Source organism: Qipengyuania oceanensis (genome assembly GCF_009827535.1).
GTDB lineage: Bacteria > Pseudomonadota > Alphaproteobacteria > Sphingomonadales > Sphingomonadaceae > Qipengyuania_C > Qipengyuania_C oceanensis.
In genome coordinates this window covers 55897-72279 of record NZ_WTYN01000005.1, presented here as the reverse complement: position 1 = coordinate 72279, position 16383 = coordinate 55897, and the positions used below count along the sequence as shown (strand labels likewise).

Annotated in this window: 15 protein-coding genes, 1 tRNA gene and 1 other RNA gene; 3 read left to right on the top strand and 14 right to left on the bottom strand. The window is 62.7% G+C overall.

Features of this window, described 5'->3' with window-relative positions:
- The first annotated feature begins 82 nt into the window (after positions 1–82).
- Complete coding sequence (locus GRI48_RS13550) at positions 83–706, top strand: glycosyltransferase family protein (RefSeq protein WP_160677380.1); 624 nt, start codon at positions 83–85, stop codon at positions 704–706.
- A gap of 1 nt (position 707) precedes the next feature.
- Here GRI48_RS13550 and GRI48_RS13545 read toward each other — a convergent pair whose 3' ends face one another.
- The 5 genes from GRI48_RS13545 to GRI48_RS13525 all read right to left on the bottom strand — a co-directional run bounded on the left by GRI48_RS13545 (position 708) and on the right by GRI48_RS13525 (position 5019).
- On the bottom strand, positions 708–1643 hold the full coding sequence (locus GRI48_RS13545; protein ID WP_272916769.1) for a lysylphosphatidylglycerol synthase domain-containing protein: 936 nt from the start codon (positions 1641–1643) through the stop codon (positions 708–710).
- Entirely contained in the window at positions 1633–2058 is a 426-nt protein-coding gene (locus tag GRI48_RS13540) for a hypothetical protein (protein WP_160677374.1), read from the bottom strand. The genes GRI48_RS13545 and GRI48_RS13540 overlap by 11 nt, the downstream gene beginning before the upstream one ends.
- A 147-nt stretch (positions 2059–2205) precedes the next feature.
- Positions 2206–2925, bottom strand: a complete 720-nt coding sequence (locus GRI48_RS13535; protein WP_202389372.1) for a class I SAM-dependent methyltransferase — start codon at positions 2923–2925, stop codon at positions 2206–2208.
- Between the two features lie 506 nt (positions 2926–3431).
- Complete coding sequence (locus tag GRI48_RS13530; RefSeq protein ID WP_160677371.1) at positions 3432–4427, bottom strand: phosphatase PAP2 family protein; 996 nt, start codon at positions 4425–4427, stop codon at positions 3432–3434.
- A 506-nt stretch (positions 4428–4933) separates the two neighbouring features.
- A tRNA-Tyr gene (locus GRI48_RS13525) sits at positions 4934–5019 on the bottom strand.
- Between the two features lie 139 nt (positions 5020–5158).
- Between GRI48_RS13525 and rlmB the strand changes: the two genes are divergently transcribed.
- Positions 5159–5956: a 23S rRNA (guanosine(2251)-2'-O)-methyltransferase RlmB gene (rlmB, locus tag GRI48_RS13520; protein WP_160677368.1), complete on the top strand. Its 798-nt coding sequence runs from the start codon at positions 5159–5161 to the stop codon at positions 5954–5956.
- Positions 5957–6055: 99 nt separating this feature from the next.
- On the opposite strand, the gene GRI48_RS13515 is transcribed toward rlmB, so the two are convergent.
- Together GRI48_RS13515 and lon are read right to left on the bottom strand one after the other, a co-directional pair.
- Complete coding sequence (locus GRI48_RS13515; protein WP_160677365.1) at positions 6056–6328, bottom strand: HU family DNA-binding protein; 273 nt, start codon at positions 6326–6328, stop codon at positions 6056–6058.
- A gap of 250 nt (positions 6329–6578) precedes the next feature.
- Positions 6579–8972 (bottom strand): endopeptidase La, encoded by a 2394-nt coding sequence (gene lon, locus GRI48_RS13510; RefSeq protein ID WP_202389371.1) that lies wholly within the window; start codon positions 8970–8972, stop codon positions 6579–6581.
- A 246-nt stretch (positions 8973–9218) separates the two neighbouring features.
- On the opposite strand from lon, the gene GRI48_RS13505 reads away from it, so the two are divergent.
- Positions 9219–9497 (top strand): DUF1153 domain-containing protein, encoded by a 279-nt coding sequence (locus GRI48_RS13505; RefSeq protein WP_160677362.1) that lies wholly within the window; start codon positions 9219–9221, stop codon positions 9495–9497.
- A gap of 98 nt (positions 9498–9595) precedes the next feature.
- On the opposite strand, the gene GRI48_RS13500 is transcribed toward GRI48_RS13505, so the two are convergent.
- From GRI48_RS13500 to hrpB, 7 genes are all read right to left on the bottom strand, one after another.
- Entirely contained in the window at positions 9596–10390 is a 795-nt protein-coding gene (locus GRI48_RS13500) for a class II aldolase/adducin family protein (protein WP_237451974.1), read from the bottom strand.
- A 31-nt stretch (positions 10391–10421) separates the two neighbouring features.
- The gene (locus tag GRI48_RS13495) at positions 10422–10763 is read right to left on the bottom strand and encodes a YbaB/EbfC family nucleoid-associated protein (RefSeq protein WP_160677359.1); all 342 of its coding nucleotides are present in this window, start codon (positions 10761–10763) and stop codon (positions 10422–10424) included.
- Entirely contained in the window at positions 10760–12571 is a 1812-nt protein-coding gene (locus GRI48_RS13490) for a DNA polymerase III subunit gamma/tau (protein ID WP_160677356.1), read from the bottom strand. Before GRI48_RS13490 ends, GRI48_RS13495 begins: the two co-directional genes overlap by 4 nt.
- 57 nt (positions 12572–12628) lie before the next feature.
- An RNA gene (gene ffs / locus GRI48_RS13485) (signal recognition particle sRNA small type) lies at positions 12629–12723 on the bottom strand.
- A 30-nt stretch (positions 12724–12753) separates the two neighbouring features.
- On the bottom strand, positions 12754–13641 hold the full coding sequence (bla, locus tag GRI48_RS13480; protein ID WP_160677353.1) for a class A beta-lactamase: 888 nt from the start codon (positions 13639–13641) through the stop codon (positions 12754–12756).
- A 10-nt stretch (positions 13642–13651) separates the two neighbouring features.
- Positions 13652–13930: an ETC complex I subunit gene (locus GRI48_RS13475; protein ID WP_160677350.1), complete on the bottom strand. Its 279-nt coding sequence runs from the start codon at positions 13928–13930 to the stop codon at positions 13652–13654.
- Between the two features lie 18 nt (positions 13931–13948).
- Positions 13949–16381 carry an ATP-dependent helicase HrpB gene (hrpB, locus tag GRI48_RS13470; RefSeq protein ID WP_160677347.1) on the bottom strand — a complete coding sequence of 811 codons (2433 nt, stop codon included), beginning with the start codon at positions 16379–16381 and terminating at the stop codon, positions 13949–13951.
- Positions 16382–16383 lie beyond the last annotated feature (2 nt).

Below are 16383 nucleotides of genomic sequence, written 5' to 3'. Positions count from 1 at the left end.
ATCTTCGGCGAACGCTTCATCAAGGCCATGGCGGCGTAATGTTTAACCGCCCGCCCACACACGGAAATCCTGACAGTCCCCCATGCCGTTCTTGCGCCTCGCGGGAAACGCTGGCCTTACATTCTTTTCACGCCTCTCATCGGGCTATTGGAACATCTCCGATCCTACCAACGGTTTTACCGCCATCAGCGCCGATGCAGTTCAAATCCTGCCACTCCACAAAATCCACGAGAGATACTTCTTCGAATCAGACCTTCTGTTCCGTCTTAATATCTTCGGTGCGCTCGTCATCGACCAGCCAATGGAAGCAATCTATGGCGAGGAGAAAAGCAATCTTAGCATTACGCACTCGATGCTCACATTCCCATTGCTCCACCTTCGCAACTTTACGAAGCGAGTAATCTACAATTACCTGCTGCGCAATTTTGACGTCGCTTCGCTCAGCCTGCTCGCGGGCCTATTGTTGCTGACGTTCGGGCTGGCCTTCGGCATTTCCGAATGGATCGAGAGTTGGCGTACGGGGACGCCGGCGACGCCGGGTACCGTCATGCTGAGCGTGACGCCCGTTCTGGTCGGCTTCCAGCTTCTGCTGTCATTCCTGCATTACGATATCTCTAAAAATCCCAACCAGACGATGAACGCCAGGGCAAGCAGCCTGACCGTCTTGCAGAAACGGATCGTAAAGACCTCGCCAGACCAAGACTGAGCTATCGGCGTCCAAAAAGTTTCGCGCTTGTCAGGATGAGGTCGATCATCAGGCTTGCTGAAAGCATTGAGACGAGCAGCAAGGGCCTTGCCAGCAGCGACAGGGCGGTGGCGTTCTTCACCGTACGGTCCGCCAATACAAGTGCTGCCGCGCCGCCAGTCTCCGATACGCCTAGGCCACCGATCGAAATGGCCAGCGCACCGAACAAATTGATCCCGGCAAGGAACAGCATTGCGACCCCCACCGGCACAGGCTCGCCGATGGCCTCGAAAGTTGCAAGAACGCTGCATATGACAAAAAACCAGTCCAGGATGCTCGCAACCGTAAGCCTGAACCGGGAGAATGAATCAGGCGGTTCGGACGAGGCGATCGCTTCCAGGAAACTCGCCAGCTTTCCGTCTGCCAGTGATTTGCGAACCAGATGCAGGGCCAAACGAAAAAACTTATCCGCATAGAAAAGGACAGGGAGCGCCAAGAACGCCACAGCCGCAGCGGCCCATTCGATTCCTGTGATAATAAGGCTGCCCCCCAAGGCGAGCGTGATCAGCACGATTAGATCCCTGGAGCGAACCTGTGCGATGACCGAGAACGCTTCTGTGGCCGTGCGGCCGACCAGCCGTTTCGCGAGAGCCGGAAACAACAGGTCGCCTAGCCCTGTCGGCAGAACCGTAAAGATGAACTGGTGCCGGGCTGCGAGATGCACCCAAGCCAGAGGACGGGCAGAACCGTCCTCGCCCTTTTGCGACAACTGGCCCATCAACCACCCTCGCGTTACCAGTACCAGGACATGGAAGACAACGACGAGAGCAAATCCCGCGATGTCGATCCTTGAGAAATCGCGCCAGTCTAGGTCAGCCAGCGAGAGGAGGATCGACAGCATCACTCCGCTGACCACGAGCGCGGCAAGGGTCCTGAAAAGGATGCGCCTAGTAGCCATGTGTCGACGCCAACTCACCGCGAATGCGTTCATTTACGTCTTGGTCCAGCCGCCGATTGCTATGCGAAGAATTAGCACGCTCAAGTAAATCAAGCGCATCCAGCCAGAGCGGCCTGCGTAGCGTCAACATCTTTGACACAAGATCAACTGTTTCGCGCACCACGTCCGGGTATGTCGAAGACAGAGGGTAGTTGGTGATGAGAATCATCCAGTCGCCCGGTTCGCGGACCATGTGAACTGCCCTTAGCCTCTTGCCGTTTTCGGGCAGCAAGTCGGTCGTCGGACAGAGGAAAGGGTTGATATCGACGAAATCGTCGCCACAGGCTGCTAGCCTGCGATCGGGAGAGTGGTAGAAGAGGTTTCGTAGCAGGTCGCCGCCTACGCCCCAGTCGTTACGCATATTGGCGAGCATCATCTGCCACCTGGTAATCGCCGGCTCATGCTAGGCGGTGCCGTTTCCGAATTGCCGATTGATCAGCCTCTCGAGAAACACCGTGCCGGTACGTCCGGCAGACAAGATATAGCGGATCTGGATGTCGTTTCTTCCCGGCGCAGACCGACGTCAAACGTAGCAGTTGACGCCGTATATGAGGTTGAGATCGGGTGAGGCGATACCGAGTGGCCACCATTTCTCGGTCCGTTCTGGAAAATGGAAACCGACCACGTGCCGGAGATTGTGGATCGGATTGCGATGTTCGATCGCCATGTAATAGTCGTAGGGAAGGCCTGCCTTGAGACCTTGCTTCCGAGGCCCCAGAACGCGCCCAAGCCGCCACAGGACGCCCGGATCACAGGGGAGGATAAGTGATAGCACGCCGCCGGGCTTTAGGACTCGGGTCCATTCGCGAAGCGCCTCGACTGGGTCGTTCACATGTTCGAGAACGTGGGTCGCGATGAGACGATCGATGCTGTCGTCGTCGAATGGTAGCGTCGCGCCCTCGACCTGAAGCACTTCTACGCGTGGGTCCCACTCGTGTTGCTTCAGCCATTCCACGACACCAGGGCTCCCGTCCGAGGCGATATAGCGGTCGAAATCGTGCCTGACCGAGTTGAAGTGCGCCATCGTACCCGCGCCAATTTCGAGCACGGTAGGATAACGAGGCTCGAGCCGATTGTCCTTCTCGATGAGTGAATGGGTGCGACCGAGCACGAGCGCGCTGAGACTGCTACCGTAATTGGCATCGTCGTAATTCGACAACCACATGTCGTCGAAGTTCGACCAATGGGGCTGGGTAACGTAGTTCTTCATCGCATCCCTGGTCTTCTCGTCGCTCGGTCGCATTACCGCCCGCCCGATCGCTGTTGACGCCTATTCGCCTCTTTCGCACGAAAAGTCGAACTCATGGTTAACGCGACTATGTCTTTTTGCTGCCGCAGAGTGAGGATGCTACATACTTCAACGCGAATTGAGGTGCCCAAGGTATCTTTCGAATATCGTGGACTGAAGTCGACCGGCTAGCCAATGTAACGTAAGAACACCGGGCCATCCCGATACAAGTGATGATAAACTCGAACTGCTTTTCGTCAATTTAAACGCAGATAAAAATCGAATGTCAGCTCGACTTTCTCATGCCAATCTTAAGTTTTCTGGTTGCAGCGAACGGCCCGCTATCGAATTGACACATTTGGTCCATCGAAAATCGAGAATGGATCAGTCGAGCATTTGTACGTTGCTAGTATGCAATTGCGCAAGCTTCACGAGATGCAGCGAGACTCGAACTAGTCATTCAGATGCCGCAAAGAATTCGGCTGCTTCCAACGTAAATTCAGATCATCTGTACGGGAGCCTTAAAACGTTTGGGGGCCTTCTCTCCTCAAGCCTTCTTGACCCCCACTGACCGAGCCAAGCGCTACCCTAGCACCGGACAGTCTCCAAATGACCAAGGTGAGAACGAAGGCGACAGCGCCGTCCAAAGCGTAATGATAGGCCAGATGCACGGATCCGAGAGAAATTAGCACCAAAGCTGCAAAGGTTGCCCGTCCCATCCACTTCGAAGTCCGGCGAAATGCCAACCACATCAAAGTCGCAAGTGCAACGTGCATCGACGGCATGGCGGAGATGCCTTTGCCGAGGCCGTGTTGCCCGCTAAAATACCAGTAAAGTATCACATCCTGCACATCGCGAACCGCGTCGATCGCGGGACCGGGCGCGGATCTCAGGTAGGCCATTTGCGCGTCGAAGGTATCCATCCCGAGTATCGGCTTCACGAAGGCGGGGCCGACTGAGGAGAACGCGGTCGCACAGACCATGCCGATAACCGCCCAAATCGCAACGTAGCTGGTCAAGAAGCGCCGACGGACCTTCTCGCAAGTGCAATAGACTGTAAAATACACGACCCCTAGAGAGAGATACAGGAACCACAGGTGGTAAACGCTCGCGAGCAGGTTTGTGCCGAGCGGGTTGCCGAAGATCGGCTGAATAAGCAGCCAAGGATCGGTCCCGAAGATGGCCCGGTCCCACGCGATGAAAGTCGCATCCCATGAGTAAGGATTGAACAGCGGGATTGCCGACTTAACCGCCGAGAAGGTCGGCATGAACGCCACGATCATTGCAATGTAGGGCAGCCCCGCCCGGTAGAGATGCCTGCGCCTGACGATGAACTCCTTTGCATACGCGAAGGGTGACTCTGGACGCACGATGTAAAGCGAATGAACGAAAGGACCGATCTCGTAGAGAACCCAAGCAGACAGCATGACGTACAGGTTCGCTGCGTAGGATTCCGGTCGAAAAGCCGAGATGCCTTCACTCGCGAGAGCAAGAGCAGCGCAGGCAATAACGATCAATCCCAATGCTACAGGAAGGCAATCGCGTCTCATCAAGCCGAGTTAATTACTTTTTTTGTCTTAGATCAAGCTATTCAACGAAAGAACCGTCCATATCGCGTTGCCTATAGCGCGGAGCATTGTAGACGAACCGCAGCGCTTAGCAAAAGTCGGCAGCGATGTGTAAGTACAATTTGGCTACCGCGTTCTTTGCCGGGAATGTCGGGCGAGGTTGCGGCCGTCGCCAGAAGAGCGGCCGGCCTCACTGATCACTGGGAACAGGTACTTTGGCGACGTCGAGAACAGGCGCGGACAAAGGAGGATCGCGGGCACCAGTTGGCAGCACCTTTATTTGGTTTGCGCGTATTGAATGTGCGCCGCGGAACTCGCGGAATTTCAGGGAAATGCCAGCAAACTGTGATATTCTGACAGATTGTGTGGCACTGGCACTAGATATGCCAACTAACCAAAATCTCGCGAAGCAAATCGGATCGACAGCCGCTGAAACTCTCCGGTATGCGCGGCAATGGTGGACAGGGCTGGATTCGAACCAGCGTACGCTTGCGCGGGCAGATTTACAGTCTGCTGCCTTTAACCACTCGGCCACCTGTCCACGATGCCGTCGAGCGAATGAAAGTGACCCGTCAGACACGGGTCTCGCTGCCGAGAGGCGACCCCATGGCGAAGGTGCGCTTGCCTGTCAATGGCTGCACTGGCACAGCGGCCCCGAACGGACGTCCAAGAGGAAACAGATGGCAAAAGGCGAGCGGAAACGCGCGTTGCGCGGACGCGCAGGGCGGATGAAAGGCGGGCGCGGCAGCGGCCGTGCCAGCACCGGCCAGGTCCGGCTGTGGGGGCGTCACCCGGTGGAAGCGGCGCTCAACAACCCTGTGCGCAGCCACAGCAAGCTTTGGGCGACACGCGAGGGCATTGCATCTCTCGATGGCGAACTGCCGCCCGACTTTCCGGTGGAATACGCCGACGTCGCCGATCTCGCCCGGCTGGTAGCCAAGGATGCGCCCCACCAGGGCCTCGTCCTGGAATGTGCGGCACTGGAGGACGTGCATCTCGACGAGGCGATCGCCGGATCGGACGGCCCGCTTATCGTGCTCGACCAAGTCACCGACCCGCACAACGTCGGCGCCATCCTGCGCTCCGCGGCGGCCTTCGGCGCAGCGGCGATCGTCACCCAGGACCGGCATGCGCCGCCCGAGAGCGGCGTGCTGGCAAAATCCGCATCGGGCGCGCTGGAAGTAGTGCCGTGGGTACGGGTCGTGAATCTGGCGCGCGCGATGGAGGAGATGGCCGAGGCCGGCTTCTGGCGGATCGGGCTCGACGGTTCGGCGGACACCGACCTCGCGCCTGCCCTGCCCGCGGGTCGGGTCGCGCTGGTGCTGGGTGCAGAGGGCGAAGGCATGCGCCACAACATCGCCGGCCATTGCGATGCGCTGGCACGGCTGCCGATCGGCGATGCGATCGAGAGCCTCAACGTCTCGAACGCGGCCGCCATTGCGCTCTACGCCGTCGCGACGCGCCCCCCCTCCGCCTGACCTTCAGCACCCAAAGAAAAAGCCCCGCTGGCCCATAGGGCGAGCGGGGCTTGATCTATCCGCAGTCGCGAGGCGTAAGCGACTGCGCCTTGTCGTGGCTCAGTTGACCGAGTCCTTGAGACCCTTGCCGGCTTTGAACTTGGGCTGGTTCGATGCCTTGATCGTCATCGGCTCGCCGGTACGCGGATTGCGCCCGGTCGACGCCTTGCGACGAGCAACCGAAAACGTCCCGAAGCCGACCAACCGCACTTCGTCGCCCTTGGAAAGCGAGCTGGTGATGGTGTCGAAGACGGCTTCCACCGCGCTCGACGCGTCACTCTTGGAAAGGCCGCTCGCATCGGCAACCGCGCTGATCAGGTCGTTCTTGTTCATCCTGGGAAATCCCCCTTGGTAAGCATGTGAATGGTTGTCCGGTGAATCGCCTCGCCGAATGGGCTAGGAATTGAGAACCTTTTGTCTGGGAGTTCAAGGGCAAGAGGGCGAAAAGCGCTCGATTCGGCTCGAAATGGGCCGATTGAAACGAAAAAAGCTCACCCGTGGCGGCTGCGCGGTCCCCTTACCGTGCAACTAACCTTTTTGCCGAGATCGCATGGAACCCGAGTCGCTGCGGCGCAGCATTCGCTCAGTGAGCGGTGGGCTGCGATCCATCTCCGCTCGATCCGTGAACCGGCTGGCTGGCGAGATCGTCCGCTTCGGTCCATTCGATCGGTGCCGGAATGGCAACCAGTGCCCGTTCGAGCACTTCGTCGACGTGCGCGACCGGCACGATCTCCAGGCCTTCCTTGATGTTCGCCGGGATGTCGGCGAGATCCTTGACGTTTTCCTCCGGAATGAGGACCGTCTTGATCCCTCCGCGCAGCGCCGCGAGCAGCTTTTCCTTCAATCCGCCGATCGGCAGCACCCGACCGCGCAGCGTGACCTCGCCGGTCATCGCCACGTCGGGACGCACAGCAATACCCGACAGCGTCGAGACGATCGAGGTGACCATTCCGATCCCGGCCGAGGGGCCATCCTTGGGCACCGCGCCTTCGGGCAAGTGGATGTGGATGTTCTTGCGCTGGATGAGCGAGGGCTTGATGCCATAGGCGGGCGCTCGCGCCTTCACGAAGCTGAAGGCTGCCGCGACGCTCTCGTTCATCACTTCGCCGAGCTTGCCGGTCGTCTTGATCTCGCCCTTGCCGGGCGTGGTGACGCTCTCGATCGTCAGCAACTCGCCGCCGACTTCGGTCCAGGCAAGACCCGTGACCGCGCCGACCTGCGCCTCGTCCTCGCTCATGCCGTGCTTGAACTTGCGGACGCCGGCAAAGTCGCCGAGGTTTTCCGGGGTTATGGTGACGCTTGTCGCCAACCCTTCGAGGATCTTGCGCAGGGCCTTCCTCGCCAGCCGGGCAATCTCGCGCTCGAGTGTGCGGACGCCCGCTTCGCGGGTGTAATAGCGGATGAGGTCGCGCAGGCCCGCTTCGGTCAGCTCGAACTCGCCAACCTTGAGCCCATGGTCCTTGACCTGCTTGGGCAGGAGATGGCGGGTCGCGATCTCGACCTTCTCGTCTTCGGTGTAACCTTCGAGCCGAATGATCTCCATCCGGTCGAGCAGCGGCTGCGGCAGGTTGAGGCTGTTCGCGGTGGTGACGAACATGATGTCACTGAGATCGATATCGAGTTCGAGGTAGTGGTCCTGGAACTTCGAGTTCTGCTCCGGATCGAGAACTTCGAGCAGCGCCGATGCCGGATCGCCGCGGAAATCCTGGCCGAGCTTGTCGATCTCGTCGAGCAGGAACAGCGGGTTCGACTTTCCGGCCTTGCGCAGATTGGTGACGATCTTGCCCGGGAGCGAGCCGACGTAGGTCCGCCGGTGGCCGCGGATTTCCGCCTCATCGCGCACGCCGCCAAGTGACTGCCGCACGAATTCGCGGCCCGTTGCACGGGCGATCGACTTGCCAAGGCTGGTCTTGCCGACGCCGGGCGGCCCAACGAGGCACAGGATCGGCCCCTTCAGCTTGTTAGTGCGCGCCTGGACCGCGAGATATTCGATGATCCGGTCCTTGACCTTCTCGAGCCCGAAGTGATCCTCGTCGAGGATTTCCTGGGCCTTCGCGATATCGCGCTTCAGGCGGCTCTTCTGGCCCCACGGCAGGTCGAGCAGTACGTCGAGATAGTTGCGGATGACGGTCGCCTCGGCGCTCATCGGCTGCATCGTCTTGAGCTTCTTGAGCTCGGACGTGGCCTTGGCCTTTGCCTCCTTCGAAAGCTTGAGCGTATCGATCTTGGCCTGCAGTTCGGCGATCTCGTCGCCATCTTCCTCGTCACCACCGCCGAGCTCGTTCTGGATCGCCTTCAGCTGTTCGTTGAGATAATATTCGCGCTGCGTCTTCTCCATCTGCCGCTTTACGCGGCCGCGGATCTTGCGCTCCACCTGCAGCACCGACAGCTCGCCCTCCATGAAGGACAGGACCATTTCGAGCCGCTTCAGCGGATTGCGCTCGGTAAGCAGGGCCTGCTTGTCCGAAACCTTGGTCTGGATCGCGGCGGCAACCGCGTCGGCCAGCTGGCCGGCATCGTCGATCTCGCCCAAGTCCTCGTGACTGCCCTCGCCCAGCTTCTTGTTGAGCTTGGCATAATCGGCGAATTGCTCGACCACCTGACGCATCATCGCGGTGACTTCGCTGCCGGAAGCGGTCTCGGCATCCAGCGGCTCGACATCGACGAGCACGAGGTCACCGTCGGCCCGCATGGCTTCGACGCGCGCACGCCCGCTGCCCTCGACCAGGACGCGAACCGTCCCGTCGGGCAGCTTCAGCATCTGCAGGACCTGCGCGATGACCCCGGTATCGTAGAGATCGTCGCGCTCGGGATCGTCGCACCCCGGGTCGAGCTGCGCGAGCAGAAACACGTCCTTGTCGCTTTCCATCGCCGCTTCGAGGGCGGCGACCGACTTGTCGCGCCCGACGAAGAGCGGAACGACCATGCCGGGGAAGACGACGATGTCGCGAAGGGGAAGGAGCGGGAAGGTCTGCATAATCGGTTTCCTGAACGGCGCTGCGGGCCGCAATTCGTGTTCGAGACGGAATATGGGGACGAGCCGTCCCGCCTGCAACGCCGGGCACTGCCGGGTTTGTGGACGAGTGCGCGTCTTTTCCCTCGAAAACGGTTCGTCCCGAAAAACAGGCTTAATCCGGATTCACCGCAAGGCTCAGTGCGAAGTTAAGTATTATCCGCAAGATTGCGGAAATGGTGGGGGCAAAAATCGCAGAGGAACCCAACCATGTCCGAAAATAAAGTACCCGAGTCGCAACTACCCGAAGCCCGGATCCCGCAGAAGGGCGCATTCGATGCGCGCGTGAAGCTGCCCGAGAGCTACGACGTGAACTGGACCGCAAGCCGCAAGGCCGAGGTCGTGCGCGCCGTACGCGACAAGCTGATCACCTTCGACGAGGCACGCTGGCGCTATCTCTTGAGCCAGGGGGAATTCAAGAGCTGGCAAAAGGACCTCGCCAAGCGCGGCGAACGCAACATGGACTTCGACATCGAAGAGGTCGGCTGACGCCGACACACCTGGTCTTCGCTCAGTCGAACTGGCCGCTGCCTTCCCCGCCAGAAGCGGGACCGGGCGGCGGCCATTTCATTTCGCGGTGCGGCAGATCAGGTGCGGAAGCTGGGGTCCATCCGGTCGAGCTTGCGCAGCAATGCAGGCCAGGCGAGACGGTCCGCGACCACGCCCATTCCTTCCGGTCGGGTCTGTTCCTTGACCTTTTCGGGCGTGCCCTGCGGCGGCGTATTCAGGTTTTCGCGCCCGGCGCTTAGCATCTTGACCTGCGCATCGCAGGCCCGCTCCAGGAAATAGAGCCGCAGGAAACACTGCCCGACCGTTTCGCCGATCGCGAGAGTGCCGTGGTTGCGCAGGATCATGACGTGCTTGTCGCCCATGTCCTGGACCAGCCGCTCGCGCTCTTCGAGGTCCGTCGCGATACCTTCGTAGTTGTGATAGGCGATGTCGTGCCCCGCGATCATCGCGGTCTGGGTGTGCGGCAGCAGACCGAATTCCATGGCGCTGACGGCCTGTCCGGCAGGTGTGTGGACATGCATCACGGCGTGCGCATCGTCGCAATTCATGTGCAGCGCCGAGTGGATCGTGAAGCCGGCCGGGTTCACCGGATGGCTGGTTTCGATCACCGGCTGCCCCTCGACGTCGATCTTGACCAGGCTCGAGGCGGTGATCTCGTCGAACATCATGTCGTAGGGATTGATGAGGAAGTGATGCTCCGGCCCCGGAACGCGGGCCGACAGGTGCGTGAAGATCAGGTCATCCCAGCCGTAATGCGCGACCAGCCGGTAGGCTGCCGCAAGGTCGACGCGGACCTGCCATTCCTCGTCGCTGACCTTGCTGCGAACATCCGCGTCCGAACCGTGCGCATTATCGTTCATCACTGTCGCCATGGTGTCTCTCCTTGGCGACAGCGTAACGCATTCACCCCATTCCGGGCAAATTGAATCCGGGCGGCAGGCCCATGCCCGACTGGATCTTCTGCATCTCGTCATTGGCGACCCGGTCGGCCTTGCCGCGCGCATCGTTGAAGGCGGCGGTGACGAGGTCCTCGAGCATCTGCTTTTCAGCGGGCACCATCAGGCTGTCGTCGATCGCGACCGACAGGATGCGGCCCTTGGCAGTGCACCGGATCTTGACCAGACCACCGCCCGATTGCCCTTCGACCTCGAGAGAGTCGAGCCTGGCTTGCGCCTCGCCCATCTGGCTCTGGATCGTCTCGGCTGCCTTCTGCGCGGCCGCCATCATCTCTTCCATCGATTTCATGCCGAATGTCTCCAGTTCGTTGCCCCGCGCGCATCGCCGTCTTCGACGAATTCGGCGTCGGGAAAGTGTTCGAATGCCGCCTTTACCAGCGGGTGCTCGAGCATCCGGGCTTTTTCCGCATCGCGGCTCGCCTCTGCCTGCTCGACCAGTGTCGGCCGGCCATCCCCGCCGGCCCGCTCTTCGACCTGCCAGCGGCGGCCGGTGGCAGCGGTAAGCGCCTCGCGCAGCAGCGGTGCGACATCGTCGGTGAACTCGCCCGAACGCGCGTAGACCAGCGTGCCGACGTCGAGCTCGACGATCCGGAGCTGAAAGCGCATGACCGCAGCGGCCCGGTGCTGCCCTGCATGTTCGACCTGGTCGACCAGTTGCGCCCAGTCGAGCGCAGCAACAGGTGCCGTGACGGCCGTGCCCTCGCCGTTCGATGCCGGGGCCGTCGATATGCCTTTTTCGGCCAGTTCCTCCATGCGTCTCAGAAGCTTGCCCGGATCAGGCAGGTCGTTGGCGTGGAGCACGCGCATCAGCGCCATCCGCGCAGAAACCAGCGGATCGGGCGCCATGCGCACTTCGTCGTAGCCCTTCAGCAGAAGTTGCCACAGCCGGTGAACCTGCCCGGGCGAGAGCGCATCTGCCCATGTCTGCAGCGCCTGGCGTTCTTCGGGGCTCGGCGCTTCGGGCTCGGTATCGCCGACCTGCGCCAGCGCGATCCGGTGCGTGAGGTCCATCAGGCTGCGCATCAGCGCAAGCGGTTCGACGCCGAGCGAGTACTGCTCGTCGATCCCCGACAGCAGCGCCCTGGCATCGCCATCCAGCAGCGTGCCCAGCAGCCGCCGTTGCGCACCCTTGTCGGCTAGGCCGAGCATGTCACGCACCCGCGCCGCCGTAACGGTACCGTCGGTGTCGAGATCGGCATGCGCGATCGCCTGGTCGAGGATCGACAACCCGTCGCGCACCGACCCTTCCGCCGCAGCTGCGATCATCTGCAGCGCTTCCTCCTCCGCCTCGACGCCTTCCTGGCGGCAGATGCCAGCGAAGTGATGGCGCAGCAGATCGGTCGGGATGCGGCGCAGGTCGAAACGCTGTGTCCGGCTGAGGACGGTGACCGGAAGCTTGTCGACCTCGGTTGTCGCGAACAGGAATTTCACATGCGGCGGCGGCTCTTCCAGCGTCTTGAGCAGCGCATTGAACGCGTTGCGCGACAGCATGTGAACTTCGTCGATGATGTAGATCTTGTAGCGCGCCGAAACCGCCGAATAACGCACCGCCTCGATGATCTCGCGCACGTCGTCGACGCCGGTGTGGCTCGCCGCGTCCATCTCGATCACGTCGATATGGCGGCCCTCAGCTATCGCGACGCAGGGCTCGCAGACGCCGCAGGGGTCGATCGTCGGGCCGCCCTGCCCGTCGGGGCCGATGCAGTTGAGCGCCTTGGCGATCAGCCTTGCGGTCGAGGTCTTGCCGACCCCGCGCACGCCGGTCATCAGGAAGGCATGGGCCAGCCGGTCGCGCGCGATCGCATTGGCGAGCGTGCGGACCATCGGCTCCTGGCCGATCAGTTCGGAAAAGGTCTGCGGCCGGTACTTGCGTGCGAGCACGCGATAGGGCTGCGCACTCTGGTCGGGCACCGGGGGCTTGGCCGCGACCTGTGCGGGCTCGGCAACGGGCGTTTCGACCGGAGCAGCCTCGGCAGGCGCATCACCGAACATCGAATTCTGACCGGCAGCCTCCAGCTCCGCCACGCTCGGCGTGTCGTCCTGCGCCTCGTCGGTGGCCCAGGGAAGGTCGTCCGGATTGTCGGGTGAATCGCCCATGCACCCTAGCTAGGCGCTGGGTTGCCCGATGTCATGGGCACGACTCGCGAAAAAGAGGAAAAAGGAGCCGAGCGACCCGTCGCAATTCACCTGGGCTGCTTCCTTCCGGACCTGACCCGGTGAGCGAACGCAAACGTCCACCCGACTCCCGGGCGGCCATATGGCCGCGAAACGCCGGTGTTTCAAGCGCCAGCTTGCTGCAGCATCGCGACGATAGCCCGCGCGGCTTGTGCGATTGCCGCCTCGGCTTCGGCAGTCGTGCCCGACGGACGGTCGAGATAGACGGCCAGCACATAGCGCGCCCCGTCCGGTGTTTCGAATACGGCGATGTCGTTGACCTGGCCGTTCGCGCCCGAGCCGCAGGTCCCGGTCTTGTCGCCGGCCTGCCATCCGTCTGGTATGCCTGCACGCAGCCGGTTCATCCCGGTCGAGGTTTCGACCAGCCATTCCCGGAGCAGGGATCGGTCCGCCGCGGCCAGCCGATCTCCCCAGAGTAGATCGGCGACAAGTTTTGCATGGGCTTGCGGCGTGGTCGTATCGCGCGGATCGCCAGGCGCGTTCTCGTTCAATGCCGGCTCGTTGCGGTCGAGCCGCGTTTTGTCGTCGCCGAAGCCGCGCAGCCAGGCGGTGAAGCCGTCCGGCCCGCCTAGTTCGGCGAGCAGCAGATTGGCAGCCGTGTTGTCGCTGATCGTGACAGAATGACGCGCCGCCTCAAGCCCGCTCATCCAGCCGAGCGCAGCCCGCTGCTTCGCATAGGGAGCATAGCCGAGAACCTCGTCCGGTCCGAAGCCCAGTCGCGCGTCGCGCAGGCCCGGTCGTTCCAGAGCCATTGCCGCCAGTGCCAACTTGAATGACGAGCACATGGCGAAGCGCTCGTCGCCCCGGTGAAGGAAGACCGTGCCCGCATCCGGCGAATGGAGTGCAACGCCGAGCCTGCCGCCGGAAGCGGCTTCGATCTCGGCCATGCGCGAGGCAAGGTCCTGTTCGGCGAGCGATGTCGCGACCTCGTCCTGCGGAACGGCAGTACAAGCCGCGGTCGCGAGCAGCAGCGGGAGAAACAGCGCCCTCACCCGCCGGCGCTCAGCGGAAATTGTCGGCGTAAGCCTGTAGCTTGAGATCGTGCGGCGGTGTGGCGTGAACCCGGGCAACGATACCGTAGCGTTCGGCATAGGCCTTCGCATCGTCCTTGCTCGGAAAAGTCAGCTGGATCTGCGACTGCGTGTCCCCGCTGCCGGTCCAGCCCATCAGTGGATCGGCGCGCCGCGCCTCGGATTGCTCGAATTCGAGCACCCATTCGTCGGTCCGCGCCTTGCCGGACTGCATCGCGCTTTGTGGTCTCTGGAAGATTCGTGCCGCCATAGTGCCGCTGTCCCTAGATCAACCGCCGCCTTTCTGGAAGGCGTTCCGGGTCTTCGAACTCGGTTTTTCCGTCCATGGTTCCTCGGGCCAGCGGTGCTTGGGATAGCGCCCCTTCATATCCTTCCTGACATCGGCCCAGCTGCCCCTCCAGAACCCGGGCAGGTCGCGGGTCGACTGGATTGGGCGCCCCGCCGGGCTTGTCAGCTTGAGGAGCAGCGGCGTGTCGCCGACTAACGGATGCCGCTCCAGCCCGAACAGCGCCTGCACGCGCACCTCGGCGCTTGGTGCATCGTCGCCGGTGTAGTCGATCGCGTGATGGGTTCCCGCCGGGGAGACGAACTCGCGTGGCGCCAGCCGGTCCAGTTTCTGACGATCGTCCCAGTCGATCATGCCGAGCACCGCATCGACTGCCCTTCCCCGGCCGACCGCGAGATCGCGGCGTCCCTTCAGAAGCGGTTGCAGCCACATCTCGGCGTTCTCGGCCAGCGCATCTGGTGCGAGCGCCCCGATGCCCGCGAAGCGCGCGCGGGCAATCAGTTCTTCCGGCAGGATCGCGGCGAGATTTTCGAGCGCCTTGTCCATCAGCATTTCGGTCACGGCCTTTGCGTCCGGCGACTGGTCGGGCCCGCTCGCAAGGGTGATTGCGCCGAGCGCCCGCTCCTGGCGCGCCTCCACCCGCCGCTCCGCCTCGTTCCAGTTCAGGACGGAGCGCTTTTCTATCAGCCGCTCGAGATGGCGATCGATATCGGTCGGTAGTAGCTCGGCTGCGGCGGTTATCCGCGCACCTTTCGCCTGGCCCTGCGCATCGCCGATCACAAGCCACTCGGCACGGGCGAGCGAACTTGCAGGATCGAGCACGAAGCCGCGCCCTCCCGCCGAGATCCAGTGCTCGCCCGACGACCCGCGACGGCGCGCGATATTGTCCGGCATCGCAAGCGCTAGCGCGACCGCGGGGCTGTCGAAATCCCCCCGCCTCTCGATTGATTGCTCCGCTGCCTTCGCCCACCGCGCCGCGAGCTTGCGGCTTGCCTCGGCCCTTGCGCCACGCTCGCCATTCGAGCGCTGCAGCCGCGCCAGCAGGTCCTCGCCGCGCCCGCCCAGCCCGCGCTCCTGCAGCAGCAGGACCAGCCGGGCGACCTGCTCCGCCATGCCGGCCTGCGCCCCGTAGAGTATCGCGGCCGCCCCTGCCGGGTCGAGTGGAAGGCTCGCGACCTTCTTCCCGAACGCGGTGAGCTTGCCCTCCGCGTCGAGCGCGCCCAGCTTTTCGAGCCGGTTGCGCGCCGATTGCAGCGAAGCATCGGGCGGCGCATCGAGCCAGCGCAGCGAGGCCGGGTCGGTGCTGCCCCACTTGGCCAGGTCAAGCAGCAGTGGAACCAGGTCGGCGATCGCGATTTCCGGCGGCGCATAGGCCGGCCTCCCCGCGTGGCCGCCCCGTTCCCACAGGCGATAGGCAACGCCCGGTCCCTGCCGCGCGGCACGCCCCGCGCGCTGGTCTGCCGCGGCTTGGCTCGCGCGGACGGTGACGAGATGGCTGGTCCCAGCCGCCCGATCGAACTCGGCATGGCGCGACAATCCGCTGTCGACCACCACAGACACGCCGTCGAGCGTCAGCGAGGTCTCGGCAATCGCCGTGGCGAGGACGATCCGGCGTCGCCCGTCAGGATCGCGCTGGATCGCGGCGCGCTGGTCGGCAGGCTCAACCTGGCCGTGCAGCGGCAGGATCGGGACATCCGGCAGGCGTTCGCCCAGCCGTTCACGCGTGCGTCCGATCTCGCCAACGCCGGGCAGGAAGGCGAGCACGTCGCCCTCCTCCTGCCGCCATGCGGTAAGGATGGCGGCGGTCATGGCATCCTCGATCCGCTTGTCGGGCGAGGCACCGAGCCACTCGATCCGCAGGGGATAGGCCTTGCCCTCGCTCTCGATTACCGGCGCATCGTCGCCGAGAAGCCGCCCGAAGCGTGCGCCGTCGATCGTTGCACTCATCACCAGCACGCGCAGGTCCTCTCGCAGCACGTCCTGCGTCTCCAGCGCCAGCGCGAGGCCGAGGTCGCTGTCGAGGTGCCGCTCGTGAGCTTCGTCGAACAGCAGCGCCGATACTCCCGGCAATTCCGGATCGTCGACCAGCCGGTTGACCAGGATCGCCTCGGTAACGACGAGGATGCGGGTCCGGGCCGAAACCTTGCTGTCGAGGCGGGTCATGTAGCCGACCGTTTCGCCGGGCTTCTCGCCAAGCATCTGCGCCATCCGCTCGGCTGCCGCGCGGGCCGCCACCCGCCGCGGACTGGTGACGATCACCTGCCCGCTGAACCATTCCTCGTCGATTAGCGCGGGCGCGACCGCGGTGGTCTTGCCCGCGCCCGGCGGCGCGACGAGCACAGCTGCGTTGCGCGCGCGCAAGGCAGCCAGCAGTTCCGGCAGGACGGCATGGATCGGCAGATCGGGCGCGCTCATGG